The 24353-nt window shown below is 39.3% G+C and carries 33 protein-coding genes; 21 read left to right on the top strand and 12 right to left on the bottom strand.

All coding sequences use genetic code 11. The features are described 5' to 3' along the window. Nucleotides 1-99: 99 nt before the first annotated feature. From IGK61_RS12520 to IGK61_RS12510, 3 genes are all read right to left on the bottom strand, one after another. Nucleotides 100-573 (bottom strand): hypothetical protein, encoded by a 474-nt coding sequence (locus IGK61_RS12520; protein ID WP_074536007.1) that lies wholly within the window; start codon nucleotides 571-573, stop codon nucleotides 100-102. After that, complete coding sequence (locus IGK61_RS12515) at nucleotides 552-1289, bottom strand: hypothetical protein (protein WP_005229124.1); 738 nt, start codon at nucleotides 1287-1289, stop codon at nucleotides 552-554. The genes IGK61_RS12520 and IGK61_RS12515 overlap by 22 nt, the downstream gene beginning before the upstream one ends. Nucleotides 1290-1470: 181 nt before the next feature. Continuing rightward, entirely contained in the window at nucleotides 1471-3555 is a 2085-nt protein-coding gene (locus IGK61_RS12510; protein WP_074536106.1) for an LTA synthase family protein, read from the bottom strand. A gap of 237 nt (nucleotides 3556-3792) precedes the next feature. On the opposite strand from IGK61_RS12510, the gene IGK61_RS12505 reads away from it, so the two are divergent. The 3 genes from IGK61_RS12505 to ybaK are packed head-to-tail and all read left to right on the top strand — an operon-like array spanning nucleotide 3793 to nucleotide 6262. After that, nucleotides 3793-4962 carry a class I SAM-dependent rRNA methyltransferase gene (locus IGK61_RS12505; protein WP_060792547.1) on the top strand — a complete coding sequence of 390 codons (1170 nt, stop codon included), beginning with the start codon at nucleotides 3793-3795 and terminating at the stop codon, nucleotides 4960-4962. 5 nt (nucleotides 4963-4967) lie between these two features. After that, the gene (gene aroD, locus IGK61_RS12500; RefSeq protein WP_074536005.1) at nucleotides 4968-5720 is read left to right on the top strand and encodes a type I 3-dehydroquinate dehydratase; all 753 of its coding nucleotides are present in this window, start codon (nucleotides 4968-4970) and stop codon (nucleotides 5718-5720) included. Between the two features lie 50 nt (nucleotides 5721-5770). Then, nucleotides 5771-6262: a Cys-tRNA(Pro) deacylase gene (gene ybaK / locus IGK61_RS12495; RefSeq protein ID WP_074536003.1), complete on the top strand. Its 492-nt coding sequence runs from the start codon at nucleotides 5771-5773 to the stop codon at nucleotides 6260-6262. Between the two features lie 55 nt (nucleotides 6263-6317). Here ybaK and IGK61_RS12490 read toward each other — a convergent pair whose 3' ends face one another. Both IGK61_RS12490 and IGK61_RS12485 read right to left on the bottom strand, forming a co-directional pair. Further along, nucleotides 6318-7355: a tagatose 1,6-diphosphate aldolase gene (locus IGK61_RS12490; RefSeq protein WP_005237193.1), complete on the bottom strand. Its 1038-nt coding sequence runs from the start codon at nucleotides 7353-7355 to the stop codon at nucleotides 6318-6320. A 136-nt stretch (nucleotides 7356-7491) separates the two neighbouring features. Further along, on the bottom strand, nucleotides 7492-8754 hold the full coding sequence (locus tag IGK61_RS12485; protein ID WP_074536002.1) for an NAD(P)/FAD-dependent oxidoreductase: 1263 nt from the start codon (nucleotides 8752-8754) through the stop codon (nucleotides 7492-7494). A 160-nt stretch (nucleotides 8755-8914) separates the two neighbouring features. Between IGK61_RS12485 and gdhA the strand changes: the two genes are divergently transcribed. Both gdhA and IGK61_RS12475 read left to right on the top strand, forming a co-directional pair. Continuing rightward, nucleotides 8915-10264: an NADP-specific glutamate dehydrogenase gene (gene gdhA / locus IGK61_RS12480; RefSeq protein ID WP_010749697.1), complete on the top strand. Its 1350-nt coding sequence runs from the start codon at nucleotides 8915-8917 to the stop codon at nucleotides 10262-10264. A gap of 102 nt (nucleotides 10265-10366) precedes the next feature. After that, nucleotides 10367-11713, top strand: coding sequence for a glucose-6-phosphate isomerase (locus IGK61_RS12475; protein ID WP_074536000.1), 1347 nt, complete (start codon nucleotides 10367-10369; stop codon nucleotides 11711-11713). Between the two features lie 102 nt (nucleotides 11714-11815). Here the strand turns inward: IGK61_RS12475 and IGK61_RS12470 are convergent, their stop codons facing one another. The 4 genes from IGK61_RS12470 to IGK61_RS12455 all read right to left on the bottom strand — a co-directional run bounded on the left by IGK61_RS12470 (nucleotide 11816) and on the right by IGK61_RS12455 (nucleotide 14568). Continuing rightward, nucleotides 11816-13039, bottom strand: coding sequence for a tyrosine-type recombinase/integrase (locus IGK61_RS12470; RefSeq protein WP_438844907.1), 1224 nt, complete (start codon nucleotides 13037-13039; stop codon nucleotides 11816-11818). Nucleotides 13040-13194: 155 nt separating this feature from the next. Beyond that, a complete protein-coding gene (locus IGK61_RS12465) occupies nucleotides 13195-13755 on the bottom strand; it encodes a DUF5067 domain-containing protein (protein ID WP_438844906.1) in 561 nt (186 codons plus the stop codon). Nucleotides 13756-13766: 11 nt separating this feature from the next. Beyond that, nucleotides 13767-14219 carry an ImmA/IrrE family metallo-endopeptidase gene (locus tag IGK61_RS12460; RefSeq protein WP_375360564.1) on the bottom strand — a complete coding sequence of 151 codons (453 nt, stop codon included), beginning with the start codon at nucleotides 14217-14219 and terminating at the stop codon, nucleotides 13767-13769. A gap of 31 nt (nucleotides 14220-14250) precedes the next feature. After that, the gene (locus IGK61_RS12455) at nucleotides 14251-14568 is read right to left on the bottom strand and encodes a helix-turn-helix domain-containing protein (protein WP_123836373.1); all 318 of its coding nucleotides are present in this window, start codon (nucleotides 14566-14568) and stop codon (nucleotides 14251-14253) included. Between the two features lie 153 nt (nucleotides 14569-14721). On the opposite strand from IGK61_RS12455, the gene IGK61_RS12450 reads away from it, so the two are divergent. Continuing rightward, nucleotides 14722-14958, top strand: coding sequence for a helix-turn-helix transcriptional regulator (locus IGK61_RS12450; protein WP_438844905.1), 237 nt, complete (start codon nucleotides 14722-14724; stop codon nucleotides 14956-14958). Further along, nucleotides 14952-15242: a hypothetical protein gene (locus IGK61_RS12445; protein ID WP_438844904.1), complete on the top strand. Its 291-nt coding sequence runs from the start codon at nucleotides 14952-14954 to the stop codon at nucleotides 15240-15242. Before IGK61_RS12450 ends, IGK61_RS12445 begins: the two co-directional genes overlap by 7 nt. Nucleotides 15243-15276: 34 nt before the next feature. Here the strand turns inward: IGK61_RS12445 and IGK61_RS12440 are convergent, their stop codons facing one another. Then, nucleotides 15277-15441 carry a hypothetical protein gene (locus IGK61_RS12440; RefSeq protein WP_156137046.1) on the bottom strand — a complete coding sequence of 55 codons (165 nt, stop codon included), beginning with the start codon at nucleotides 15439-15441 and terminating at the stop codon, nucleotides 15277-15279. Nucleotides 15442-15510: 69 nt separating this feature from the next. Here IGK61_RS12440 and IGK61_RS12435 point away from each other — a divergent pair, with 69 nt between their 5' ends. The 11 genes from IGK61_RS12435 (at nucleotide 15511) to IGK61_RS12385 (ending at nucleotide 21825) form a co-directional block, all read left to right on the top strand. Further along, entirely contained in the window at nucleotides 15511-15765 is a 255-nt protein-coding gene (locus IGK61_RS12435) for a hypothetical protein (protein ID WP_438844903.1), read from the top strand. Nucleotides 15766-15829: 64 nt separating this feature from the next. After that, on the top strand, nucleotides 15830-16378 hold the full coding sequence (locus IGK61_RS12430) for a hypothetical protein (RefSeq protein ID WP_029487107.1): 549 nt from the start codon (nucleotides 15830-15832) through the stop codon (nucleotides 16376-16378). Between the two features lie 6 nt (nucleotides 16379-16384). Next, a complete protein-coding gene (locus IGK61_RS12425; protein WP_124018984.1) occupies nucleotides 16385-16633 on the top strand; it encodes a helix-turn-helix domain-containing protein in 249 nt (82 codons plus the stop codon). A 3-nt stretch (nucleotides 16634-16636) separates the two neighbouring features. Beyond that, nucleotides 16637-16828, top strand: a complete 192-nt coding sequence (locus IGK61_RS12420; RefSeq protein WP_438844902.1) for a hypothetical protein — start codon at nucleotides 16637-16639, stop codon at nucleotides 16826-16828. Between the two features lie 67 nt (nucleotides 16829-16895). After that, on the top strand, nucleotides 16896-17852 hold the full coding sequence (locus tag IGK61_RS12415) for a DUF1351 domain-containing protein (RefSeq protein ID WP_438844901.1): 957 nt from the start codon (nucleotides 16896-16898) through the stop codon (nucleotides 17850-17852). A 1-nt stretch (nucleotide 17853) separates the two neighbouring features. Continuing rightward, nucleotides 17854-18543 carry an AAA family ATPase gene (locus IGK61_RS12410; protein ID WP_438844900.1) on the top strand — a complete coding sequence of 230 codons (690 nt, stop codon included), beginning with the start codon at nucleotides 17854-17856 and terminating at the stop codon, nucleotides 18541-18543. Nucleotides 18544-18561: 18 nt separating this feature from the next. Continuing rightward, complete coding sequence (locus IGK61_RS12405; RefSeq protein ID WP_438844899.1) at nucleotides 18562-19143, top strand: single-stranded DNA-binding protein; 582 nt, start codon at nucleotides 18562-18564, stop codon at nucleotides 19141-19143. A 43-nt stretch (nucleotides 19144-19186) separates the two neighbouring features. Next, nucleotides 19187-20110, top strand: coding sequence for a Lin1244/Lin1753 domain-containing protein (locus tag IGK61_RS12400; RefSeq protein ID WP_438844898.1), 924 nt, complete (start codon nucleotides 19187-19189; stop codon nucleotides 20108-20110). Continuing rightward, entirely contained in the window at nucleotides 20107-20514 is a 408-nt protein-coding gene (locus IGK61_RS12395) for a RusA family crossover junction endodeoxyribonuclease (RefSeq protein WP_438844897.1), read from the top strand. Before IGK61_RS12400 ends, IGK61_RS12395 begins: the two co-directional genes overlap by 4 nt. An 11-nt stretch (nucleotides 20515-20525) precedes the next feature. Beyond that, on the top strand, nucleotides 20526-20804 hold the full coding sequence (locus IGK61_RS12390) for a hypothetical protein (RefSeq protein ID WP_438844896.1): 279 nt from the start codon (nucleotides 20526-20528) through the stop codon (nucleotides 20802-20804). 64 nt (nucleotides 20805-20868) lie between these two features. Beyond that, a complete protein-coding gene (locus IGK61_RS12385; protein ID WP_438844980.1) occupies nucleotides 20869-21825 on the top strand; it encodes a tyrosine-type recombinase/integrase in 957 nt (318 codons plus the stop codon). A 56-nt stretch (nucleotides 21826-21881) separates the two neighbouring features. Here IGK61_RS12385 and IGK61_RS12380 read toward each other — a convergent pair whose 3' ends face one another. After that, complete coding sequence (locus tag IGK61_RS12380) at nucleotides 21882-22067, bottom strand: DUF6440 family protein (protein WP_003126526.1); 186 nt, start codon at nucleotides 22065-22067, stop codon at nucleotides 21882-21884. 119 nt (nucleotides 22068-22186) lie between these two features. Between IGK61_RS12380 and IGK61_RS12375 the strand changes: the two genes are divergently transcribed. Both IGK61_RS12375 and IGK61_RS12370 read left to right on the top strand, forming a co-directional pair. Continuing rightward, nucleotides 22187-22429, top strand: coding sequence for a hypothetical protein (locus IGK61_RS12375; protein WP_438844895.1), 243 nt, complete (start codon nucleotides 22187-22189; stop codon nucleotides 22427-22429). A gap of 322 nt (nucleotides 22430-22751) precedes the next feature. After that, entirely contained in the window at nucleotides 22752-22934 is a 183-nt protein-coding gene (locus tag IGK61_RS12370; protein ID WP_429970196.1) for a hypothetical protein, read from the top strand. Here IGK61_RS12370 and IGK61_RS12365 read toward each other — a convergent pair. After that, complete coding sequence (locus IGK61_RS12365; RefSeq protein ID WP_434229490.1) at nucleotides 22918-23301, bottom strand: hypothetical protein; 384 nt, start codon at nucleotides 23299-23301, stop codon at nucleotides 22918-22920. The genes IGK61_RS12370 and IGK61_RS12365 overlap by 17 nt on opposite strands. Before the next feature lie 641 nt (nucleotides 23302-23942). Here IGK61_RS12365 and IGK61_RS12360 point away from each other — a divergent pair. Next, nucleotides 23943-24353: a hypothetical protein gene (locus tag IGK61_RS12360; RefSeq protein ID WP_438844894.1), complete on the top strand. Its 411-nt coding sequence runs from the start codon at nucleotides 23943-23945 to the stop codon at nucleotides 24351-24353.

Raw genomic sequence — 24353 nt, 5'->3', positions numbered from 1 at the left:
TCGCTTAGCCGGTCGATTTTTTTTGCGGTTCAGTGGCAGCAGTCCAAACAAAAAGACCTGCTTTTGCAAGCAAGCCTTCTTGTTTGGGGGCTATGTAAACTATAGATAAGTAGTATAAGGGGTATGGGCAAAGCATTCGTCTTCATGAATCAAATAGATGGCAACAGCAAATTGTTCGGCGATTTCTTGACACAAGGGCAGCAGGGTTTGAACCTCTTTCGTTGTTAATGTGCTCAAGACATTTTCGATTAAAAGGGTTTCTCTTTCTGAAAGTAAAGCTAAGAGCAGTTGAATTTTGAGCTCCTCAAAGGGTGTTAACTCTGTTCGATCTTTTTTCAAAGCCGATAAGGGAAGCTGTACATAAGGCAGCACTTCCTCTAAATCGCCCCCTTTTTTATTTGCAAGAGATACATTGTCCATGACCGATAAAAAGGGGACGGAGGGCCACTGTGCGCGAATCAAGATTGCTTTTTTTTGTGAAAGCAGCAAGCTTAATTCAGATGTTTTTGTTTCATTGTCTTTCGCAACATAAAAGAAACCAATTGATTTCGTTAGCTGAGTTGGTTTTTCCATTGTTTTTTCCTCCAATACAGACTATGTCCGCTAGCAATCAGACCAGTAAAGCTGGTAACAGCAGCAAGCAATACGATAAGTGTGTGGCGCGTACTCTCAAATAAAATAGCCAGCCAAGTGGTGCTGTTCAAGTCAACATTTTGGACAAGAATTTGACTGTTTTGCGGGATCGTAATGGCGAATTCTTGACCAGGAAGACTTTGAACAGCCTCCCAAAAGTGATCCGAAGCACGCTCACGATCAAGAGCGATGATATGCCCGCTAAGCAATTCTCGCTGGAAATAAGGCTGGAAGAGCAGCAACAACACAAAGGCGATCACGGCAGCTGCTAAAAGCGGCAAGAGCATTTCAAGCAACTGCATCGCCACCCATTGTCTGGTGGTGGCACCGCTTGCTAACCAGGCAGTGTACTCTGAGCGTTTCGATAATTGGTAATAAACTTGAAAGCCGATAAAGACCAGTGTAAAGGCACTAAAAATCAAATAGAACAGTTGATGATAGATCGTCGTGACTGGTTGGATCTCTTCCGCTACTTTCGTTTGCAAATCTTCTGTTGTTAAGAGATCTCTGGTTTGAGCGATCACTTGATCCATTGAGTAGATCAAGGCGAAGGTCACGATCAAGCCAATCACGGCAAAGAAGGATACAAGCGTATAAAGCACCATGGCTTTTTTATGATAAAATATGCTGGCAATCGCAAAATGTATAGTTTTCATCTAGTTCACCTCATCCTATTTTATAGTATAAAAGGGGAGTTTGAATAAAGTATGAAGTTCTTGTAGTAAAATATCGAAGCTAAAAAAGCAATAGAAAAAATCGGGTTTTTACGAACAAAACAGCCGAAAAAAATCCAGCAAAGCATCCGCCTTGCTGGATTGATCTTGTAGTACTTATAGGTTATTCTCCGCTATCTTGTTCCGTCATCTGCTGGTATTCTTGGAAGGTTTTTGTTTGGTACAGATCGACGGTCGATTGATTGCCGTTTTGAGAAAAGGCGCTGGTTGAATCACTGCCTAGATTCTTTTCGATATCCATCATTTGCTGAAGGGCGTCTTTGTAATTATAGGTCGAAGGATCGACTTCTTCTAAACCACTCTTCGCATAGAAACGTAAGAGATCACCATTGTTGATCTGATCAGAAACCGACAGCTGTTTGTCAACTTTGGTTTTCCACTCATCGACTTTCGCTTGCAGTTCATCGGATGGATCGTTGATCGGCATGCCGGTACGATTGTCATACAATGTACTGCTATAGTAAGTGTAGTCTGGTGTCACAAAGTCGCCATCGCGGAAGGCAACCAGTTGTTCATTTTGATCAGAGAATAAATCTTGTCCCAATTGAATATAGTTCGATGTATCGACACCGAGTAAGTGCAAGAGGGTTGGCAACGCATCAACTTGGCCACCATACGTATGATTGATGCCGCCGTTTGATTGTCCGGGAATATGGATCATATAAGGGACACGTTGCAATGAAGCATTGTCAAAGTTTGTCCAAGTCGAACTTGTTTTTCCAAGCAATTCTGCTAAGTTGCGGTTCCGAGAATTGGAAATTCCGTAATGGTCACCATATAAAACGATGACTGAGTTTTCGTACAAGCCGCTTTCTTTCAAGTAATTAAAGAACTCTTCTACGGCTTTATCTAAATAATTCGCGGTTGCGAAATACCCATTGATCGTTTGATCAGAAGTGTTCGCTAGCGGGAAGCCGCCTTCTTCATTGGTAAATTCAGAATATGGGTAGTGGTTAGAAACTGCAATGAATTTTGAATAGAACGGTTGTTGCAGACGTTCTAAGTATTGTACCGATTGTTCAAAGAACGGTTTGTCATGTAAACCGTATTGGAATGAATTTTCATCATTGACATCATAATACGATGCGTCGAAGAAATAATCATAGCCAAACCGTTTGTAGGTTTCATTTCGGTTCCAGAAGGTACCCGTATTTCCGTGGAAAACCGCACTGGTATAGCCTTGGGTTTGACCTAAAATATCTGGCGCTGCCTCAAAGGTATTTTTCCCACCCAGTTGAGTGAATAATGCCCCCTGATTCAATCCGAACAAGGAATTTTCGAATAACGTTTCCGCATCACTGGTCTTCCCAGCTTTTACTTGATGGAAGAAGTTATCGAAACTAAAGGTGCTATCGCTATGATACAAACTATTGATAAATGGCATAACTTCATGTTCAACACCATCTTCATCTTTTAATTTATAATCGATCAAGAATTGCTGAACACTTTCTAAGTGAATATAAATGACGTTCTTGCCTTTTGCGATACCGAACAGATCATCATTCGGTTCCGCGTAATGTTCTCTGACATAGCTTTCTACTTCGTTCATGTCGTTGGGACTTGCTTCGGCACGTACTTGCGAAGCTTGATAGGTTTGCACGCCGTCATAAACCGTAAAGGCGTTGATCCCAAGGTATTTCACTAAATAGTCACGAGAAAACGTTCGAGTAAGCAGTTCAGGACGATCCGCTTCTGCTAAGAAAAGATTGGCAGAAAAGACCATGACAGCTAAGGTTGAGATCGCAAAAGCCATCCGTGCCCGCACAGGACGAGTGTCCATTTTGATTTTTTTCATTGAAAAGGCTGCAATCAGCACGATAAAGTCAATGAAATACAACACATCGTAGGGACGGAACAAGCGAATTGCGCTTTCTCCTAGACCACTTGCCACTTTTCCTACACCAAGCATCGTGTTGATGGTGATAAAGTCAGTGAATTCTCGATAGTACGAAACATTGGAGAACAACAGCAGAGTCATCAAGAAATAAATCACAAGCATCGTGATATAAGCTGCTTTGGTTCTTCTTACGTACAATGCGATCGACAGCAGCAACAAAGTCGTTGCGATCGGATTGATGAATAAGATGAAGTACTGAATGCTGCTTTCAATACCTAGGTGGAAGTCCACCATATAGGCAAAGATATTTTTTAGCCAAAATAATAGGGCTAATAGGAAAAAAAAGCCCATTCTTGTATTCACAAAGGTGGATACTTTATTTTTTTTCAAAGGAATCGTCCTCTCTTTTTCCAGTATAACCGGTAAATTACGATTTTACATCACAGTACATTTTACTAGGCTGTGAAAGACGTGTCAAATGAATTCCTTGTCATGACGCGGAATTAAGTATTTCTTTACTTTCAAGGATACAGACAATACAGTCGCTTTTTGCTATACTAAAAAGGAGAATGAATGGAGCAGATGAACATGAAAATAAAACTAACGAAGCAAGGATCAGCGAAGCTTCGCAAAAAGAATCCGTTGATCCAAAGAGAAGATCTTCAACAAGCAATCGAGACGAAGGAGTGGGTCACCTTTATTGATCAGGCCAACCATTTCTTAGGTGTCGGCTATCTTGGGGAACAAAATAAAGGGATCGGATGGGTCGTATCCTTTGAAGAAACAGTGATCGACCAAGCGTTTTTTGCCCAACGTTTTGCGAAAGCAAAAGGCAAGCGTAGTGCTTACTATCAAGATGACCTGACAGATGCCTTTCGTCTGTTTAATGGCGAGGGGGATCAATTGGGGGGACTTACCGTAGATTTGTATGGCGAGTATGTCGTTTTTTCTTGGTACAATGCCACCCTTTATCAACATAAAAAAGCGATCGTGGCGGCTTTTCGTCAAATCTTTCCCGAAATCAAAGGGGCTTATGAAAAAATCCGCTTTACGTCTGAACTGCCTGAATCAGCATGGGTCTATGGAAAAACGGCACCTGAACCCTTACTGGTGAAGGAAAATGGCGTCACGTATGCGACGTATTTGAACGAAGGACTAATGACGGGCATCTTTTTGGATCAAAAAGAAGTTCGTGGGCAACTTGTTGATGGCTTGGCAGCTGGCAAGACGGTTTTAAATATGTTCAGTTATACGGGGGCGTTTTCTGTCGCTGCTGCTGTCGGTGGCGCTGCTCAAACAACGAGCGTCGATTTGGCAAAACGCAGTCTAGAAAAGACCCGCGAGCAATTTGCAGTCAACGGCATTGATCCAGATACCCAGCGTATCCATGTCATGGATGTTTTCAATTACTTCAATTATGCCAGCAAAAAAGACTTGCGCTTTGATGTGATCGTTTTAGATCCGCCGAGTTTTGCCCGCAACAAGAAAAAGGTCTTCTCGGTTGCGAAAAATTATGGCGACTTAGTCACTGATAGTTTGGCGATTTTAGCGCCTGATGGCTTATTGATCGCCTCAACGAATGCGGCCAATCTTTCACCGAGGAAGTTTCAAGAAATGATCGAAGCATCCTTAGAGAAAGCACACGTTGCTTATGAATGTATTCAAAGTTATCGTCTACCAGCTGACTTTGCGGTAGATAAGCATTTTTCCGAAGGGAACTATCTGAAAGTATTCTTTTATCAAATGAAAAAGGAGTGAAGTAGATGAGCCGATCAAAACCAGTAACGTTAGACGGGAAAACACCGTTGATTTGTGTGCCATTGATTGGGAAAACCAATGAAGAGATCTTGAAACAAGCCATCGCTGCTGAGGAATCAGAGGCACAGATCGTCGAATGGCGTGTTGATCATTACAAACATGTCGAAGACAAGCAAGCGGTCTTAGATGCGTTATCACATATTCGCACGACATTAAAGCACAAAGAGCTGCTCTTCACTTTTCGAACCTTGGAAGAAGGGGGCGAGCGGGCGTTCACATTGACCCAGTACAAAGAATTGTGTTTAGCTGCTGCTGATTCAGGCTTGATCGATTGGATCGATGTCGAATTAGAGAAAGCTGAATTTTTAGGTCGAGCCTTTATTCAAGAAATCAAAAAGGCACAGGTAAAGCTGATATTGAGCAATCATGATTTTGAGAAAACGCCAGAAGATGCTGTGTTGATTTTAAAGATCGGCGTAATGAATCAATTTGGTGCCGATGTTGGTAAGTTAGCGATGATGCCCAAGCAAGTCCAAGATGTTTTACGTTTGATGGGGATCATTACTAAAGCTCGTGGCTTCAACCAACTGCCGTTGGCGATCATGTCGATGGGGGAGCTGGGGAAAATCAGCCGGGTTAGTGGGGCATTGACTGGTTCGGTCTTTACTTTTGCTTCGTTGCAAGGGGCATCAGCACCTGGACAAATACCGATCGAACGAATGACCAACTACTTACAAGAATTTTCACTCAATGAGTAAGACCAGCCAAGGCCTTCTCTTAAAAGAAACCAAAACAAAAGAGGGATAAAATGGCGAAGAAGAAACAAAAAACCAATGCGATCCGTCAAGTAGAACAACAGAAAATCGCTTATAACGAATACACCTATGAGTGGTCGGAAGACCATCTCGATGCGCAATCCGTCGCTGCGCAACTAGCACGCCCGCAAGCCATCTACAAAACGCTGGTGGCAGTGGGCAACAAAACAGGTCCGCTGGTGGCTGTGATTCCTGGAAACAGAGAAGTGGATCTGAAAAAGTTAGCAAAAGTCAGTGGAAACAAAAAAGTAGAGATGCTGCATCTGAGAGATTTAGAAGAAACGACTGGCTATATTCGCGGCGGCTGTTCGCCGATTGGGATGAAAAAGCTCTTTCCTACTTATATTGATCATAAGGCAGATACACTGGAAGAAATCGTGGTTTCTGCAGGAAAGCGCGGGTTGCAGATGGGGCTTGCCCCACAAGCGTTGCAACAATTGACTAGGGCGGTCTTTGCCGATTTGTTGGCACCTGAACACGAATAAAAAATCCCCGTGAACCATCTTGAAATGCCGTTCACGGGGATTCTTTTGTACTATTTTATTCCATGACTTCAATATCGAAAACCTCAATATTTTCTAAACCGCCATAAAAGTCAAACCATGGAGTGGCATATTGTTTTAGAATGGCGTTTAATTCTTCAACATTTTCTTTCCCTTGGGTGTCCAGCCATTCCAATAACGCTTTGGCCCCTTGTTTCCCATAAATTTCGACACTATCGCGCCAAGTTGCTCGACCACCTAAGATTCCTGAGAATTTAGCACCGTGTTGACCAGCAAAGGTCAATTCATCGCGAAAGACATTCGCTGGGACACCCGCACTCAAATAGATAAATGGTCGCGTCGCAGCGTCACTAGCTTCTTTGAAGTAATTGGCGGCTTCTTCTTGCGTATAGACGGCCTCTAAGCCTTCTTTTTGGAAACCTTCAACCAAGTCGAACTGAACCGGTACTTCGACTTTCAAAATATCGATATGGTAGTGATCTTTCGTCAATTCCTGAATGGTTCGGATGACCTTGCTCGGTTTGATCTTGGCAAAAGCAGGTGATTTGTCATCTGTGATCTCATCGTCATAGACGATTGGTTCCACAAATAACGGAATATCGGCCGCCTGCGCCTCCGTACCTAAACGTTCTAAAAACGCATGTTTGGTATCTAAAATCTCTTGCGGTTCATCTGGATTATAATAAACCAAAACTTTCGCAGCATCTGCCCCTTTTTTCACTAAGCGCTGCAGCGATTCATTGGGTAAAATCTCTGGCAAACGACCCGGCGTATTGACATCATACCCCGTTTTTTCATAGGAAAGGATCAAGCCAGCATTGGGATTCTTTGCTTCGATCCCTAAGAAGCCATATTCTTCATCTAACAAAATACTGCTGACATATTTGGTCAATTCTTGGGAAACCAACTGCTTGAATTCATAAATGTGTTCCATCGTAAAGTCATCCGGTCCAGTTGCTGCCTTCATCATTTTTTTCATGGAACCACGTTGGTCGATCGCTAGTGCGGCAATCACACCATCCTCATTTGAAAGTTTTTGCATTCGTTCAAATTTACCTCTTGAAATTCGTTTCATTATAAAACCTCCCTCAATCTTGCTATCTTTAGTCTACGCCTACTTTGAGAAAAACCCAACTAATAAGCAAAAAGAGAGGAGACCCAGGTGTTGGTAGCAACGGCAAGGATATTGCTGCCAACACCTGGGTCATCGATCAATAACTGAAATAACTAGCTGTTTCTGCTGCGTTTTTCCCCGAAACATGTCCAGTACAAAACGCTGCTGTAATGTTGAAACCACCTGTAAACCCATTGATATCCAATAATTCACCAGCAAAATACAAGCCATTGATTTTCTTGCTCTCCATGGTTTTTGGATTGATTTCTTTCAGATGGACCCCGCCACCAGTCACGAAAGACTTTTCTAACGGGAACGTGCGAACGATAGTGACTGAAAAGCCTTTGATCAAGGAAGCGAGCGCCGCCAACTGTTCTGGTGAGGCTTTTTCAGCAACCAGCTCATGCAGGTCTAGCTGCTGCAAAAAGAAGGTCATCAAGCGCTCAGGCAAAAAGCCAGCTAAAGCATTCGGCAATTGTTTCTTCGAAGCCGCAGACTGAATCAATTCTTGGGTCAAGGCTTCATGAGATTTTGCTGGCAGACAATCCAGAACAACCGTCACGGGTTGCTGCTTTTTCAATTCTTGATTTACGAAGGAGGAACAGCGTAAAGCAGCTGGACCAGATAATCCAAAGTGGGTAAACAAAAGATCCATGGTATGGGCGACGATGGACTTTCCTCTTTGATCCAAGACACTCAACGTGATGTCTTGCAAGGAAATGCCTTGCAACGTCCGCTCTTGAATAAAGGATTCCTCTGAAACAAGCGGCGATTCGGTTGGATAAAGCGGCGTAATGGTATGGCCGACTTTTTTTGCCATCTTATAGCCGTCCCCCGTTGCGCCCGTGGAAGGATAGGTACGGCCACCTGTCGTCAAAATCACACTAGGGGCAGAGAACTCATCGGTTTCGGTTCGCACGCCGCGAATTTGACTGCCGTCATGGATCAGCTTTGTGACGACCGTGTTCGTCAATAGGGTGACGTGATGATCGTTGATTGCTTGAAGCAACGCTTCGACGATCGTTTTTGATTTGTTCGTCACAGGGAACATCCGTCCGTGGTCTTCTTCTTTTAAGACGACACCTAAGTCTGCGAAAAACGCCATTACATCATAATTATTGAATTGAGAAAACGTGCTATACAAAAACTTGCCGTTTCCTGGAATATGAGCAACTAAATCATCTACCGGCCGATTATTGGTTACATTGCAGCGTCCGCCGCCAGTCATCAATAATTTCTTGCCGATTTTTTTGTTTTTTTCGATTAATAACACCCGCGCACCTTGTTTGGCAGCAGTGATCGCAGCCATCATGCCGCTCGTACCTGCACCAACAACAATGACATCATAGGTTTTTTCCATTCTTTTCACCTCTTTGGGATTGTAACACATCGGCTATGAGTGCTGAAAGGATTGGTCGATTTTTTTCGAATAATAAAAAATTCTGACAATTCTAAAAAAAAGCGTGCAATTTCAGAAAATTTCTTTAAAATAGAAAATATCTTAAAGGAGGTAATGCACTATGACCAAAGCTTCAGCTTACGTGAAAGAAATTCAAGCGAAGATTCATGAGAAAGACCAACACCAACCGGAATTTCTTCAAGCAATTGATGAATTTTTGCCTACGATCGTTCCCTTTTTAGAGGAGCATCCAGAATATATTGAATCAAATATCCTTGCACTCTTAACTGAACCAGAACGTTTTATCCAATTCAGAGTCCCGTGGCAAGATGATCAAGGCAACTGGCAAGTAAACCGTGGCTATCGGATTCAATTCAACTCGGCAATGGGGCCTTACAAAGGCGGCTTGCGTTTTCACCCAAGTGTAAACTTGAGTATCTTGAAGTTTTTGGCGTTTGAGCAAATCTTCAAAAACAGCTTGACAGGTCTGCCGATCGGCGGCGGCAAAGGCGGAAGTGATTTTGATCCAAAAGGCAAATCAGATGCCGAAGTGATGCGTTTTTGCCAAAGCTTTATGACGGAGCTGTCAAAACATATCGGACCTGACTTAGATGTTCCAGCTGGCGACATTGGTGTCGGAGGCCGAGAAATCGGCTATTTGTTTGGTGCCTACAAACGATTGAAGCAATACGATGCTGGTATTTTAACTGGTAAGCCATTAGACTTCTGGGGCAGTAAAAACCGCACAGAAGCAACGGGTTATGGCGCCGTTTATTTCGTTAAGCATTTATTGACAGACCTAGGTGAAACCTTTGCAGGCAAAAAAGCGATCGTTTCTGGAAGCGGCAATGTTGCGATCTATGCAATTGAGAAATTGCAAGAATTAGGTGCGATCCCTGTCACGTGTTCTGATTCCTCTGGTTTTATCTATGACAAAGACGGCATTGATCTGGCCTTGTTAAAAGAGATCAAAGAAGTGAAGCGTGAACGGTTGACGGCTTACGCCAAGGAACGTCCATCAGCCGAATATCATGAAGGGGCATCTGTCTGGGATTTTGATACACCAGCGGAATTAGCCTTTCCTTGCGCGACCCAAAACGAGATTGATCTCTCACAAGCCAAACGTGCAAAAGCCAATGGTGTCCGGGTCGTTTCTGAAGGCGCGAATATGCCTAGCTCATTAGAAGCAGCAGAATATTTTATTGAAGAAGGAATTTTCTACTGCCCAGGAAAAGCAGCCAATGCTGGCGGCGTGGCCGTTTCTGCGTTAGAAATGAGTCAAAACTCCCAACGACTGCAATGGGAAAAAGCTGAAGTCGATGCCAAATTGGACGATATCATGAAGTCGATCTATGAAGCATGCCGTGATACTGCTGAAACCTTCGATCAAAAAAATAATTTTATGTTAGGTGCGAACGTCGCAGGCTTTGAAAAAGTTGCTAAAGCAATGTTTGCTCAAGGACTTGTCTAAAATCACCCAACAGGCTACCTATCCGGAATTACTTGAAAAAAGTTGAAAAAAAACGTAAAGTAGGTAGTGTATGAAAAACTATTTTTTCAAGGAGGACAAATCATGTCACACATCAAGTTTGACTATTCGAAAGTAGCACCATTCGTGAACGAATACGAATTGAGCTACATGCAAAGTCAAGTTACAGCAGCAGACAAACAATTACGCGAAGGAACAGGTGCTGGTAGCGACTTTTTAGGTTGGATCGACCTTCCTAAAAACTATGACAAAGATGAATTTGCGCGTATCAAAAAAGCGGCTGAAAAAATTCAATCTGATTCTGAAGTATTAGTCGTGATCGGGATCGGCGGATCTTATTTAGGAGCGAAAGCAGCGATTGATTTCTTAAATCACTCTTTCTTTAACTTGCTACCAAATGAAGAACGCAAAGCACCACAAATCTTTTTTGCAGGTAATTCGATTTCTTCAACATACTTAGCAGATTTGATCGAAATCATCGGTGACCGTGACTTCTCTGTGAATGTGATCTCAAAATCAGGAACAACTACTGAGCCAGCGATCGCTTTTCGTGTTTTCAAAGAACGTTTGATTGAAAAATACGGCAAAGAAGAAGCCAACAAACGGATCTACGCAACAACGGATAAAGCGAAAGGTGCAGTAAAAGTTGAAGCAGATGCTGAAAACTGGGAAACCTTTGTGATTCCAGATGACGTCGGCGGCCGTTTCTCTGTATTGACTGCTGTTGGTTTATTACCAATCGCTGCCAGCGGAGCGGATATCGATGCCTTGATGCAAGGGGCAGCAGATGCTAGCGATGCTTACGCAAGTGACGACCTTGAAAAAAATGAAGCGTATCAATATGCAGCAATGCGTAACATCCTTTATCGTAAAGGCAAAGTAACCGAATTGCTGATCAACTACGAACCAGGCATGCAATACTTCTCAGAATGGTGGAAACAATTATTCGGCGAGTCTGAAGGAAAAGACCAAAAAGGGATCTATCCTTCAAGTGCAAACTTCTCGACAGACTTGCATTCTCTTGGGCAATACATCCAAGAAGGCCGTCGCAATATCTTTGAAACAGTTGTTAAAGTTGAAAAACCACGCAAATCAATTGTGATCCCTACACAAGAAGCAGATCTTGATGGTCTTGGCTACTTAGAAGGAAAAGAAGTTGATTTTGTTAATACGAAAGCCTTTGAAGGAACATTACTTGCACATACAGATGGGGATGTCCCAAATCTGTTAGTAAAAATTCCTACAATGGATGCATACACGTTAGGTTACACCATGTACTTCTTTGAGATCGCTGTAGGTATTTCTGGCTACTTAAATGGCGTGAACCCATTTGACCAACCAGGGGTTGAAGCGTACAAGAAAAACATGTTCGCCTTACTTGGCAAACCAGGTTTTGAAGATCTTGCAAAAGAATTGAACGAACGCCTATAAATCAATATTTCTACCACTTTTATAAATTCGTGGTGAACGAAACATGTTCGCTTTAGTTCACAACTGGTGATAGTTTTGGTGATAGTGACAGAGTAAAAGCACTCATTGCGAGTGCTTTTTTCTTTCGCTTTCGATGTAGTTTTCGAACTGTTCCATGGACCTCTTTTTGACCTCTGGAGAAATATGGGCATAGATTTGAGTTGTTGAAATGTCTTTATGGCCAAGAAAGTCTTTTATATCTTCTAAAGATAGACCAGCTTGACGAGACCTTACTGCAAATGTATGCCGGCCATCGTGGACTCTAATTTTCGGCAATTCAGCTTTTTCAGCAATCCGATTAAATGCACCATTCACTGATCGATCACGGACGATTTTCCCTCTGTATCTCTTACTGGTTTGCAAGAAGATAAATTGTTCGCCATCTTCAGTGGAAGGGAAGGCACCAAAAATATTTAAGATATGATTTCTAAAGGCAAGCAGGGCTTGTTTACTTCTTTTGGTCATTGGCATACTTCTGACTCCTGCCGGTGTTTTCGGATCGTCTGTAGTAATTGAATTCACGTTTTCGCCTTTTTCAACTGCTCCCAAACGTTCTCTTTCAATGCTTATCATGTTTCCTCCAAAGTCAATATCTTGCCACTGTAGCCCCATTACTTCTGATTTTCTTAATCCTTGATCGAATATTAATAGGAAGAAAGGGTACCATAAGACCTCAGATTCCTTTTTTGCGAAATCCAGAAATCTATCTGCTTGTTGCAAATCGTAGTATCTGACAGATTCCTTTTTCTCAATGATTCTTGGGAACTCAACAAATTGAGTCGGATTATCTTTTATATATCCTAATTGAATTGCTTTTTTGAAAGCATTGCTAAGGGTAGCATTTACGCTTTTGGCAGTAGTGATTGACAAACCTTGACCACTTCGACCTAGTCCTTTCTTATTTAACAGCATATTAATGAACTTTTGATGGTTGGCTCGTGTGTATTTGTTTAAAGAATATTTTCCTATATAGGGTTTAATATACATTCGTATATTCGCTCTGTGTACCACACGGGTTCCTTCTTTTACAGCCTGCTTGTAATTAGTTACCCAATCCTCAAGAAATTCTTCTATAGTTAAATTCCGAGGATTTTCTTTGAAAAATTCGTCGGATGCTATTTTTCCTTCAATTATTTTGGCATAACTATTTGCTTCGTCAAATGACTTAAATCCTTTTTTGTGTATCTTGTTTTGTTTACCAGTTCCGGGATTAATTCCATTAGAAACGAAAACTTCATATCTATATTGTTTTGTTTTCTTCAAATAGTATTTCTTAATAGAAGCCATTAGACTTCTCCTTTCGTATTTCTACATAATAAATTCGGTTATTCGAGTGATTTCAATCGAATAATCACTTGAATAATGAAGTATTCGAAGTTTATTACTATTTATCCGAACGTATGTTCCTTTGAGCCTAAAAAGAAAAGCCCGGAGGCTAATCTTTATTGTAAATTGAAAGTTTTTTCGCCTATTTCTTTTCCTGCTACACCTTGCGTTGCTTTTAATATTACTGGGGTAGTAGTGTCATTAAGATCATAAGCAATCACATATTTCTTTGTTCCTCCAGGCTTCAGTTCATCGAATTCATCCCCACGATATTCTGCGAATTTTTCGTCTTGGGGTGTTGTACCTACTTGCAATTTACCAACTGTATTTTCTGTTTCCTGATAGGCGTTCATACAAGCAATCCAAGCCATTGATCCATCCAAAGGTTCTTCGCTATCATTTGTAACTTCATATACGAATGCAAGTTGATTGTTATCTCGATAAACCGATTCATCGGGTGTTAGAACCTCAGTAGAGATAATTTTGACAGTAGCCTTTTCAATTTTCATTGTTTCCCCATCAAAATAAACATCATCCATTTTAGTTTCCTCTGGAACACTTACAGTTGTTTCAATAGTGGTGCTCTCAGTACTAGTCTCCTTTTTCTCGTTACTACCACACGCTCCCAAAGATACTGTGGCAAAAAGAACTAACCCTAAACTTGCTAACTTTTTCATGAATACATCTCCTAAAAATTATTAAATGATTTTAAAACTGCTACAGTCCCATTCGGTTGGAATAGGAGAGTGTAGTTGTTTTCTGTTTTAATGCCGTTCCATTTTCTTGCATACCATTTTACTGCATCCTTAAATGTGACTTCAGATACTTGCAAATGTTCAGCACATTCCCAAACCGAAACACATCCCGCCTCAAAACAATCTATTATGTCAAAAGGCGATACTAGCATCACGGCACCGATATCACGAGCTCTTCTTTCTTGCTTCCTATTAAACGGATTATTTAAGTCTGATATATCGCCCACAGAAGTTAAATAGTGAGCAATCTCTTCTGAAATAGTAGTTGCCAGCTCAATTGCAGATTGACCTGGCCTCAGATATATTGTTTTCCCAATAATTAGACCATTTTGATGATCCGGCATTTTTTTTTCAAACTTGTATGTAAGTTCATCATATTTGGCCATCAATTCTTCAGAAACATTCAAATCCAAGCACCTACTCTTTGTTATGATCTCTCATTTTTATAAATTTGATGAAATCTTGAACTTCTTTTTTCTGTTTTTCAGTCAAGTCATCATCTACGTGAGTTGCAACAAGGAGGTTAGGGTCTGTGTTAGATTCGGTACCATTTAATAAGTAATCGGTAGTAACACCAAAAAGTTTGGCAAGGCTAACTAATGCTTCTGAATTAGGTTCGGCTCTGCCTACTTCCCAACTCCCAATAGTTTGCTGAGAAACATTTAACTTTTTAGCAAGTTCAGCTTGGGTCCATTTCTTTGAAGATCTTAAAGCTTTTATTCTATTTTTCAGCATGGGCAGCTCCTCCTTCACTGTGATTATATACTACATAATGTAGTAGAAAAAGAAAAAAACGAGTATTACAATAAAATGTAGTAAAAAACGTTGATTTACTACGAAAGGTAGTATATGATTACTAAATAAGGTAGTTAAAGAGAGGTGATAACAATGGAAAACGAGTTGAAAAACGTTAGAACTGTCAAAGGTATTTCTCAAGAAAAACTGGCTCAAAAACTTTCAGTATCCCAAAAAACTGTTAGTTCTTGGGAAGTTGGTCGTACTACTCCGAAGCCAAGTCAAATGCAACAAATTGAGGATTTCTTTAAGGTACCTAAAGAGAAAATTTTTTTTACAGCTTTTAACTACAAAAATGAGTTAAAAAGAAAGGAGCCAACACATTGCTAAAGCAACAAGTATTAAAACCAGAAAATATCAAATCCATCGAGCTTAACTCTAACGGGTCAGATAAGTGCTATACGAATCCAATCGTGATTAACGGACTAAAAGCTGGCAAAGGTGTTAAAGCAGTCAAGTTAGATTTAGTAGATGATAAAGTTCCTAAAGTGATCATTATCGGAACACCTCGACTTATTCCAGAAGAAGTCAAAAAAGCGTGGGGCTTAGTTGATTCTGAATGGGAAGAGGATAAGCACGGCAAAGTTGTGATTGATGTTGAAATGTTAGAGTAGCCAACCACAAATGATGATTGGCTACAAGCTCAAATTACTTCACATTAAATTCAACGTCAAAAGTTTTATGGCAGTGAGGGCATTCAACTTCCATAGAACGACCAATGAATTTTTCTTTGCAACTTGGGCAAGTAATTTCTATGCCTTTTGTTTGCAAAATCTCTTGAGCTTTCTTTTTAGCAATATTGTTTAAATCCAAAAGGGTCACCTCCTTTTGAAAATCATATCAAAAGGGGCAGGCGAACAAAAAGAGAACGGAGGTCTCCGAATGAAAGACAAACCGCAAATGATTAAAGCTAATATCGATTCTGGATTTTTTACACAATATATCGAAATGATTGTTCCGGCAATCAAACGTAAATTTAATATCTCAATCGGTATTGAAGGCGAACTGTTTACAAACACTGGCGGTGTTGAAGAAATCATTATTCGTTTCTTAGCTACTGATGATGTAGCGCAGGACATTTATTCATATATTGATGAAAAATGGCAGTTCGCCTCAACACCGAAACTTATTGCTTGATTACATTTTAAGCAATTATTGACCGTTTGAGCCAATAACAATAACGAATATAAGGAGTGATAACGTGCCGAAAACAGCAAAAATTGGGCGATCTTTAAAGCTTGCATTATTTCTTTCGAGTAAACGTCAGAAAGAATTAGCAATCGACGCCAAAACACCAAACGCAACGATCAGCGATCATTTTAACGGAGCCAATGTCCCTATTGATAAGGCAATCGAGTATCTAGAAGCCATGAAAGAAAATGGGTATCAAGCAACTGATGAATTAACAGGAGACATCAGTTATCAATACTTAGGATTTTTCAAATCAATGGATGGTCAACTAGCAGATGTCAAATCAACGAATGATCTAGAAATTTTTCAAGAAATAGAGTCAAACGAAAGGAAAGAACGGAAAAAAGTAGTTCAGAGAATTGTTGCTGAATCTCAAGTCAGGATGCTAACTGATGTTGAAAAAACGGAGCTTAGGAATTACACAGACGAATTTCTTGATGAAATCATTGTTGAAATGGCGATCGTCTTCTCCATCCTAAAGATTCTGAACATCACTATTCAAGAGGCAATTAAGGAGCGTATGCCTCACTGGATTAAAAAAAGATATATGAGGGGATGATCTAAAGTGAAAATTTCTCAAATGAAGAATGTTGTACCGCTTGAGAGAAAAAAAGAAGTTACCGAAGTTGAGTGGAAAAAAGCCAAAGAAATCGCCGATTATCTAGGCATCTCAAGACCAACATTATCGAAGCTAACACATCGGAAAGTAGATCCAATTCCTTTTTCAAAACTTAGCGGGATGCTTCAATATGATCTGCAAAAAGTGAAGGAATGGGAAGAACGTAATCGAACATACAATTACAAGGAGGCATAAAACATGAAACGATCAATTAAAGATACATTTATCGTCACAGCACTATTACTTTTTGTAGTAGCTTTTACAGCAATTCATGTTGCAGCAGGTTTAGCTTTAGTTTTTTTATGGTCTTACGCAACTCTTGTATATGATGTAGCTTCAAAAGATTACCAAGACAAAGAAAAAAGACTTGCTAGCCGACCAAAGCAATAGCAAGTCACAAGAAATTCTTTTGAAAATATCTTTGTCTCTAGTTTAAAACAGAAAAGGGGAAAACACAATGCCAACAAACGAACTAACCACTGATTTGAAAGTAGGAGTAAATTTCAAACCTTCTATTATCGAAATTCAGAACGAAGAAAGTCTTCAAAAATTTGTTGAGGAGAAAGTAGCATTTTATGGATCACTAGTTTTTTCTGATGAAAACATATCAGAAGCAAAACAATCTAGAACCGAATTAAACAGAATTAAAAATGCTCTAGATAATGAGCGCAAGAAAGTAAAAAGTGAATTTCAGAAGCCTCTGAATGAGTTTGAAGCGAAAATAAAGAAATACACAAATCAGCTTGGATTGGTAGTTGATGGAATAAAACAAGACATTGATTCCTACGAATCAAAGCAAACGGAAATTAGGTTAGAAAAGCTTTATGAGCTACTTTCCGAAATGATGGTATCCCATAACCTAGTTGATGATGATATCAAAGACTTAGAAATTGATAAAAGCTGGTATAACACAACTGCTTTCACCAAAAAAGGAGAGCCAACTAAGAAAACTATTGAAGCTATTCACAACAAGTTAGGCTATTTAGAGCTACAAAAGCAACAAATTCTCTCTAGTAAACAAGCAGTTAAAGAGTTTGCTGAGTTATCCGGTTTGGATCCATATGCTTGGGAAAATCTTATTGATCAAGGATTTTCCACTGCAGATGTAATTGAAAAAATCAAACAGGCAGTTGAGCAAAAACGCCTTGACCAAGAGGAAAAAGAACGGCAGCGAATTGCTAGAGAACAATATCAAGCTGCAATGGCAGAGCTTGCACGTGATCAACAAAAACAAATTAATGATTCAACGATTGACATAGAAACAGGTGAAGTCTTAACTGAAAAAAATCTAGAGTCTACTGAATCTAAAATGATGACGTTTTTTTTAGAGGTAACAGGAAGTTTTGAATCTTTGGCATCAATGAACGAATTCATGAAACTTAACGGTATCAATTATAGAAAGGTAGGGAATTAAAATGGCATTAACTACTAAAAATGCCAGTACTATAAGCCGTACAAATAATTGGCGAGTATTGCTTTATGGGAAGCCTGGGCAGGGTAAGACTAGCGCTGTAAAGAATCTTGAAGGAAATGTTCTCCTAATTGATTTAGATGGATCAAGTAAAGTTCTTGCTAACTCAAAAAATATTGAAGTATATGAATTTGATAGAAAACATCCTACCAAAGAAATTACTAATGTTTTAAGAGAGATTCCAGAAATGCTTAAAGATTTTGACACAGTAGTTTTCGATAATATCACAGCTTTTCAATTTGATTGGTTTGTAGAACAGGGGAAACACTCAAAAAATGGTATTCGAAATGAGATTCAGCATTACGGAGACTATACAAATTTCTTCTTAAGGATTATCACTCAAATTTACAGTCTTCCTGTAAATGTCTATGTTACTGCTTGGGAAATCACACGAGATCTAGAGATGGAAGACGGTTCAAGAATTACTCAGTTTGTTCCGCAAGTTCGGGATCAAGTCTTGAATCAGCTGTTAGGTCTAACAGATGTGGTTGGACGTATCAAGATTAATCCTAAGACTGGAGGACGTGGAGCCATTCTAGAGGGAAATGATAGTGTATATGCGAAGAATCGAATTGATAGTAGGGTTGTATGTCCCATTGAAGAACTATTTAATTTTGAAAACAATAAAAAATAAGGGAATGAGGAATTTAAAATGCAATATAACCGAAATAATATGAGCGATTTAAACACTTTCAAAAATTTTTCAGAAGGTGTTCATCGAGCAAGGATCACAAATGTTGTAAATAAGAAAAGTAAAAGTGGCAAGGATATGTTTCAGATTGATCTGGAAGGTGAACAGGGAGAGCAAGGCAGCTATTGGTTAACATTTGGACTTGACTGGTCGGATGCGAATTTAAATCGACTACTAGCAAGCATAGAGGACAATAATCAAACAATAGCACCATTGGACTATGGATTTAACCAAAACACTCTAGGCTTCCTAAAAAATAAGCGTGTATTTATCATGGCAAAAGCAAAAACTGGTACTTATATAGATAAAAACGGTGAGGAAAAGCAATCTATCGGAACCGATATCAAAAACTTTCTAACTAAAGAAGAGTTTTCTAAGAATCAAGCCAGCAATCAAACAAATTTCCATGATTCAAATGCCACTCAACAAACATATCGACAATCTTCTTTACCAGGTACAGATCCTTTTCAAGACACTCGTAGTTTTGCAAATGGTGGCTTTGGTGGAGCTGTCAACATTAGTGATGATGATTTACCGTTTTAATACAATGAGGGAGTTTATCTCCCTCTGATTAGGAGGAATAGACGTGGCAAGACCGACTAAGAAAGGTCTTGATTATTTTCCTCTTGATGTCGATTTTTTATCAGATCTAAAAGTTCGAAGAATTATCAAAGCATGCGGTAAAGAAGCCGTTCATATACTGGTCGCCCTGCTGGCTAATATTTATCGAGATGAGGGGTATTACGTTTTGTGGGATGACGACCTTGCGTTCTTAGTGGCTGACGAAGTTGGTACGAAGGAGGGCACAGTTGAAGAACTGGTGAAAAAAGCCGTGCAAGTAAAATTCTTTGATAAAGATATTTTTGATAAATACTCCGTATTAACTTCTAAAGGTATTCAAAGCAGATACATTCTGGCCACTAAGGAACGCAAAAAAGTTGAGCTTGAATATAAGTATTTGCTGACAAATGAAGTTAATCGATCGAATATCTCGATTAATGGGCGGAATAATTCGGTTAATCAGGGGAATAATCAACAAAGTAAAGAAAAGGAAAGTAAAGAAAAGGAAATAAAAGAAGATGCTACTGCGAGCGAGCGCGCGTCTCTTGAAACTTTTCAAAAGTTATGGCTCTTTCCCAATGTTGTACAGGTCGATGATCTGCTTAATCTGGTGGACATTTATGGCGATGAACTTGTAAATGCTGCAATTAAACTTGCTGGTAGTAAAGATGTTCCTAAGAATCGAGCTATTAGTTTTTTAACAGCGTCTCTACAAGAATGGGCAGATGCTAACGTAAAAACCATTGAACAGGCAAGGGAGTATCAACGGACAAGAGGTGCTAAAAAGCAAAGCTATAATCAAAAGCCGATTCGTGAAGAGAAGCTTCCTGATTGGGCAGATAATCCAGTTGAAGAACCTCAGATTTCTCCAGAGAGACAGGCTGAAATCGATGCAAAGCTAGCCGCATATTTAAGCGAAAAGAATCAGCGAAAGGAGCAAGTTGAGTGAAACTCATTATTCCTATTGCGCCTAAACCACAATCAAGGCCACGGTTTACAAGGAACCGTAAGACTCCTTACGAGGAAACAGCAATGAAATCATACAAAAATGCGGTTAAATATCATGCTATGGCCACAAAGCCGCCGCTGATTGAGAAAGGACCTGTGATGGTTGATGTCTGCTTTTTTATCTATCCACCGGCTTATATCTCGAAATTAAAGAAAAACAGGACTTTGCTTGATGATGAGACCATGTACTGCGATAAGAAGCCAGACGTTGACAATTACTTTAAAGCTGTAACCGATGCAGTAAACGGCATTTTGTATAAGGATGACGGACAGATTGCTGTGAGTATTAGTCGCAAGGTATACAGTTGGAACCCACGAACAGAAATTGAAATTCAACCACTTTAGGAGGGGAAAACATGAGAATACGAGATACTTTTGTCATTCATCCGGAAGGACGTCGCTTTGAAATTCAACCGAAGTTCAGAAGAGCAAAAACGAAAGTAAAAGTAGGACAAATCTATAACTGTGCCATCGAAGGATTTTCGGGACTTGTTAGAGCGGAATGCTTGAAAATCTATGAGAAATCCGCACATGTGAGAATTATTGTCTGTCACAAAGAACAAGACGAGTGGCGGCAGAAAGTTCTTGGTGATCAAACTGTGGTAAAGCTGAAAAATATGGTTTTTGCTAGATAGTTTAATCATTTGGATTGGAGTGAATCCATTGCAAGAGCAATTTATAAACAGGATCTTGCTGCAAATGGAACAGAATCTTAACGGTAGTGAGTTGAAGAAGCTGCAAGACGTTTTGACGGTTGAATGCTCAAAGTATTCAATCGCCGAACAGAAGAATGAAGTCGTGATCTATGATGAAACATCTGACATTGCAGCATACAAGCAATTCTTCGTTTCAAAAAAGATCCAGGGCCTTTCAAATGGAACCTTGAATCTTTATATGCAGACAATCAATCTCTTCATGAGGAGTGTAAGAAAGCCATACAGTGATGTTACCACTAACGACATTCGATTGTTTATTGCAAACAGAGAAATGATCGACAACGTGACTAAAGGCACACTCGCAAGAGAGCGAGGTTGTATTGTTCGATTCTTCAAATGGTTATGTAACGAAGAATATATTAGTCGGGATCCCGGGGCTAGACTAGAAGATATCAAAGTGCCGAAACGCAGAAAACAGGAATTCAGCGAATTAGAAGTTGAAAAACTACGGTCGGTAACAGCAAATTCCAAAGAAGCTTTGGTGATCGAGCTGTTACTTAGTACCGGATGCCGGGTTTCAGAATTAGTGTCACTAAACTTTTGTGACTTCGATCAAGAAAATGATTCTATCACAGTCATTGGCAAAGGTAACAAGCAGCGAACGTTATATCTGAATGCGAAAGCAAAGATAGCTTTGAACCACTATTTGAAAGATGTCCCGCACATTACTGGTCCACTGTTTTTTGGTCGGATTGAGGGAAAAGAAATGACTGCAGCAGGAGTTCAGAAGCTTGTAAAACGGTTAGGGGAACGAGCAGGAGTAACAAACGTTCATCCTCACAGATTCAGACGAACCGCAGCTACTATGGCCAGACGACACGGAATGCCGATCGAATTGGTGATGAACTTCTTGGGCCACGAAAGCATAGATACAACATTGAAGTATTCGATGATCGGCGACGAGGAGCTCAAGTTGTCACATCAGAAATATGTTAGTTAAGAATCGGAATAAATTACCAACTTGGAAAGAAAAAAGACCAACACAAGTTGATCTAATTAATCCTTATAATGAATACTTCCATCTGGCTCTAGTCTTGGTGTAATTGCGACGCCTTTTCCGTCAGAACCGATAACAATTGTTTGAATATATTGTACCTGTGTCTCGGGATCAGTAATAACAAAGATTTCGTTGGTTCTGCCTTTATAAACTTTTTCAACTTCAAATTCAATATTGTTCGCCATAGAATCACTCCTTTTAAATAAAATACCATAATAAACAAACAAAATAAATAAATACTATAAATGTTTGTAGATATGAAAATTTAGTAACGACAGATATTACCAACTAGGAGGAATTAATGATGAATGAAGAAATAATCTATGTAGCGGTGAAAGAAGATAATGGAATTGAAAAAATTCAAGCGACTGGATCGAAGGGAACGGCTGCTAAGTGGCTTGATGACTGGGTAAAGTCTAAACGAAGTGATGGTTTTGATGCAGAAGTCAATCATGAATATTTTGATTATGGACTAAAAGCGGTAGTGATGGAGGCAGAAAGTGAAGATGAAGATACTTTTTGTGTTTATAAATTAGCTGTTGAATAGTCAGTAAGCCACCAAAATTGTGGAAATAAAAAAACTACCCTAAAAGAGTAGCAACAGAATCATAAATTATTTTTTTTTGGAATCTGAAATTCCGTGTTTAACTGCCAATCTGATGATTCCATAAAGCATAAATCCTATAAAAATATACCAAATAAAAGCTAAAAAAGTTCCCAAAGCAATACCTCCTTTTAGGTATTGTAACATATTTTATATTTTACCAAGTCGGTTATCCGACGAAATAGCAGAAAAACACTCTATCAACACATGCAATGTTAACACTTTGCCTTTTTTTCGAAAAAATGTAAACAGGAGAAAGCGAGGAATGAAGATGATTAAATTAGGATTAAGTTTGATACTAGTATTTTCAATGCTGCTTCAAATCATCCAATTAATTACAAATTTACGATTGTTTAAAAAATATGCAGGCGTAAAAAAAATAGACGTGTTAATGAATCCGTCTATTTTAAAATGGCTAAAAGAAAATGATATTAGTTTTCATCGTTAAGAAATTTATCAAGAATATCAGAAATTGATAAATCATGTACAGTTTCTTCGTATTCAATCAAGGATTTTAACTCAAATAATTTCTGTTGATTTTGCGATATCGTTTCGTAATTACCGGTATTTTTTTTAAAACCCAATAAGAGTTCATTGATCGTCTTGCCGGATTCAAAATCCATTGCTTTAAATGTAGCTAGAAAAAAGAACCCTTCTTCAACGCTATAGCCATAAGATTCTTTAGTATCGATGTGTTGATAACCGTAGTACGGCATAGTTTTGTCTTCAGGGAATGAGGCAAAGCTCCACCACTTAGAGTTGTCTCTAGCGGTAATATCTAGTAGTTTATCTATTACTTTTTCAGAATTGTCCATACTATACCAGCCTTTCTATTTCTGTGATTAGGCGTCTAAGTTTTTCGCGGGTCTTTAAATAGTCCAACTTACCTGACTCTATTTTTTTTAAGAAATCTTTCTGGTTGAGTTTTTTTATATCTGGGTAAGTAGCTCTAATATCAGTTAAACATTTCAATATGTTCAGCTTACTTTCATTCGAAATTTTCTCGTCAACGTCCAATTTTCGAATTATAGATTTAAGAGTTCCTATTTCCTTGTCTTTTGAAACTTTTAACCGTTGTAAATCAACAGCGCTATGTATTTTAGTGTTAATTTTCCACGAAATAAAAAGATTAGCTAGAGTAGTAAAAAATAGAAAAAACCCAGTTATTGAATTGAACTTGCCAAGAAAATCCCACACTTTGAGCACCACCTTTACATTCTGATTGTATCATATCAATTGAAAATTTGGTGAACAAGATATGAAATTATAATTCAAAATGACAAAGCATTTAGTACACGAAAATTAATTCCGCTATCGTCAGCGATAGAAAACAAAAAGAGATGGCAGACCACTCGCCATCTCAACAGTGAACAGTCAGTTTTCCGCCTGACAAACTAATTTTAGCAAATGTTTATATTTAAACCTAGCAATAACCTTAATGAACAGGAGGGATAAGATGAAAACCGCATACGATGTTTTTATAAACGGAGAACATGACGGTACGGCACTGAAGATGACTTTAGCAGGCAACAATATTTATTTTGAGGGTTATATCCCAGATAAGCCGATCGAAACAGAAGTTTTTCGCTTAGATACTGAAGAAAAATATTGCATAGTTGTTGGAAGAAAATTAACCAAAGGGATTTTTTGGCAAGTGGTTTGGTATAGCGAAGAATACGAGATCGCGCATATGTCTGAATTAAAAAATGCGGATAAATTTCATCCTGAATCGAGATTAGCCCAGTATTTTTCGATGAATAAATGCTACGAAATTATCGTTGATCACAATTTAAATCTTATCGGAGACTATATTGTTATAAAGCAAGCTGGGACAGAAATAGAATTGGTGCAAGCCAATGAAAACTAG

Source organism: Enterococcus sp. AZ063 (assembly GCF_051715045.1).
In the GTDB taxonomy this organism is placed as follows: Bacteria; Bacillota; Bacilli; order Lactobacillales; family Enterococcaceae; genus Enterococcus_D; species Enterococcus_D casseliflavus.
Note: the sequence above shows the minus strand (reverse complement) of the source record. Positions and strands in the feature narration are given on the sequence as shown.

Excerpts from the sequence above, each read along its gene's own strand:
- IGK61_RS12520 (WP_074536007.1), bottom strand. The coding sequence starts at position 573 with ATGGAAAAACCAACTCAGCTAACGAAATCAATTGGTTTCTTTTATGTT.
- IGK61_RS12515 (WP_005229124.1), bottom strand. The coding sequence starts at position 1,289 with ATGAAAACTATACATTTTGCGATTGCCAGCATATTTTATCATAAAAAA.
- IGK61_RS12510 (WP_074536106.1), bottom strand. The coding sequence starts at position 3,555 with ATGGGCTTTTTTTTCCTATTAGCCCTATTATTTTGGCTAAAAAATATC.
- IGK61_RS12505 (WP_060792547.1), top strand. The coding sequence starts at position 3,793 with ATGAAAATAAAACTAACGAAGCAAGGATCAGCGAAGCTTCGCAAAAAG.
- aroD (WP_074536005.1), top strand. The coding sequence starts at position 4,968 with ATGAGCCGATCAAAACCAGTAACGTTAGACGGGAAAACACCGTTGATT.
- ybaK (WP_074536003.1), top strand. The coding sequence starts at position 5,771 with ATGGCGAAGAAGAAACAAAAAACCAATGCGATCCGTCAAGTAGAACAA.
- IGK61_RS12490 (WP_005237193.1), bottom strand. The coding sequence starts at position 7,355 with ATGAAACGAATTTCAAGAGGTAAATTTGAACGAATGCAAAAACTTTCA.
- IGK61_RS12485 (WP_074536002.1), bottom strand. The coding sequence starts at position 8,754 with ATGGAAAAAACCTATGATGTCATTGTTGTTGGTGCAGGTACGAGCGGC.
- gdhA (WP_010749697.1), top strand. The coding sequence starts at position 8,915 with ATGACCAAAGCTTCAGCTTACGTGAAAGAAATTCAAGCGAAGATTCAT.
- IGK61_RS12475 (WP_074536000.1), top strand. The coding sequence starts at position 10,367 with ATGTCACACATCAAGTTTGACTATTCGAAAGTAGCACCATTCGTGAAC.
- IGK61_RS12470 (WP_438844907.1), bottom strand. The coding sequence starts at position 13,039 with ATGGCTTCTATTAAGAAATACTATTTGAAGAAAACAAAACAATATAGA.
- IGK61_RS12465 (WP_438844906.1), bottom strand. The coding sequence starts at position 13,755 with ATGAAAAAGTTAGCAAGTTTAGGGTTAGTTCTTTTTGCCACAGTATCT.
- IGK61_RS12460 (WP_375360564.1), bottom strand. The coding sequence starts at position 14,219 with ATGGCCAAATATGATGAACTTACATACAAGTTTGAAAAAAAAATGCCG.
- IGK61_RS12455 (WP_123836373.1), bottom strand. The coding sequence starts at position 14,568 with ATGCTGAAAAATAGAATAAAAGCTTTAAGATCTTCAAAGAAATGGACC.
- IGK61_RS12450 (WP_438844905.1), top strand. The coding sequence starts at position 14,722 with ATGGAAAACGAGTTGAAAAACGTTAGAACTGTCAAAGGTATTTCTCAA.
- IGK61_RS12435 (WP_438844903.1), top strand. The coding sequence starts at position 15,511 with ATGAAAGACAAACCGCAAATGATTAAAGCTAATATCGATTCTGGATTT.
- IGK61_RS12420 (WP_438844902.1), top strand. The coding sequence starts at position 16,637 with ATGAAACGATCAATTAAAGATACATTTATCGTCACAGCACTATTACTT.
- IGK61_RS12415 (WP_438844901.1), top strand. The coding sequence starts at position 16,896 with ATGCCAACAAACGAACTAACCACTGATTTGAAAGTAGGAGTAAATTTC.
- IGK61_RS12410 (WP_438844900.1), top strand. The coding sequence starts at position 17,854 with ATGGCATTAACTACTAAAAATGCCAGTACTATAAGCCGTACAAATAAT.
- IGK61_RS12405 (WP_438844899.1), top strand. The coding sequence starts at position 18,562 with ATGCAATATAACCGAAATAATATGAGCGATTTAAACACTTTCAAAAAT.
- IGK61_RS12390 (WP_438844896.1), top strand. The coding sequence starts at position 20,526 with ATGAGAATACGAGATACTTTTGTCATTCATCCGGAAGGACGTCGCTTT.
- IGK61_RS12385 (WP_438844980.1), top strand. The coding sequence starts at position 20,869 with ATGGAACAGAATCTTAACGGTAGTGAGTTGAAGAAGCTGCAAGACGTT.
- IGK61_RS12380 (WP_003126526.1), bottom strand. The coding sequence starts at position 22,067 with ATGGCGAACAATATTGAATTTGAAGTTGAAAAAGTTTATAAAGGCAGA.
- IGK61_RS12375 (WP_438844895.1), top strand. The coding sequence starts at position 22,187 with ATGAATGAAGAAATAATCTATGTAGCGGTGAAAGAAGATAATGGAATT.
- IGK61_RS12370 (WP_429970196.1), top strand. The coding sequence starts at position 22,752 with ATGAAGATGATTAAATTAGGATTAAGTTTGATACTAGTATTTTCAATG.
- IGK61_RS12365 (WP_434229490.1), bottom strand. The coding sequence starts at position 23,301 with ATGGACAATTCTGAAAAAGTAATAGATAAACTACTAGATATTACCGCT.
- IGK61_RS12360 (WP_438844894.1), top strand. The coding sequence starts at position 23,943 with ATGAAAACCGCATACGATGTTTTTATAAACGGAGAACATGACGGTACG.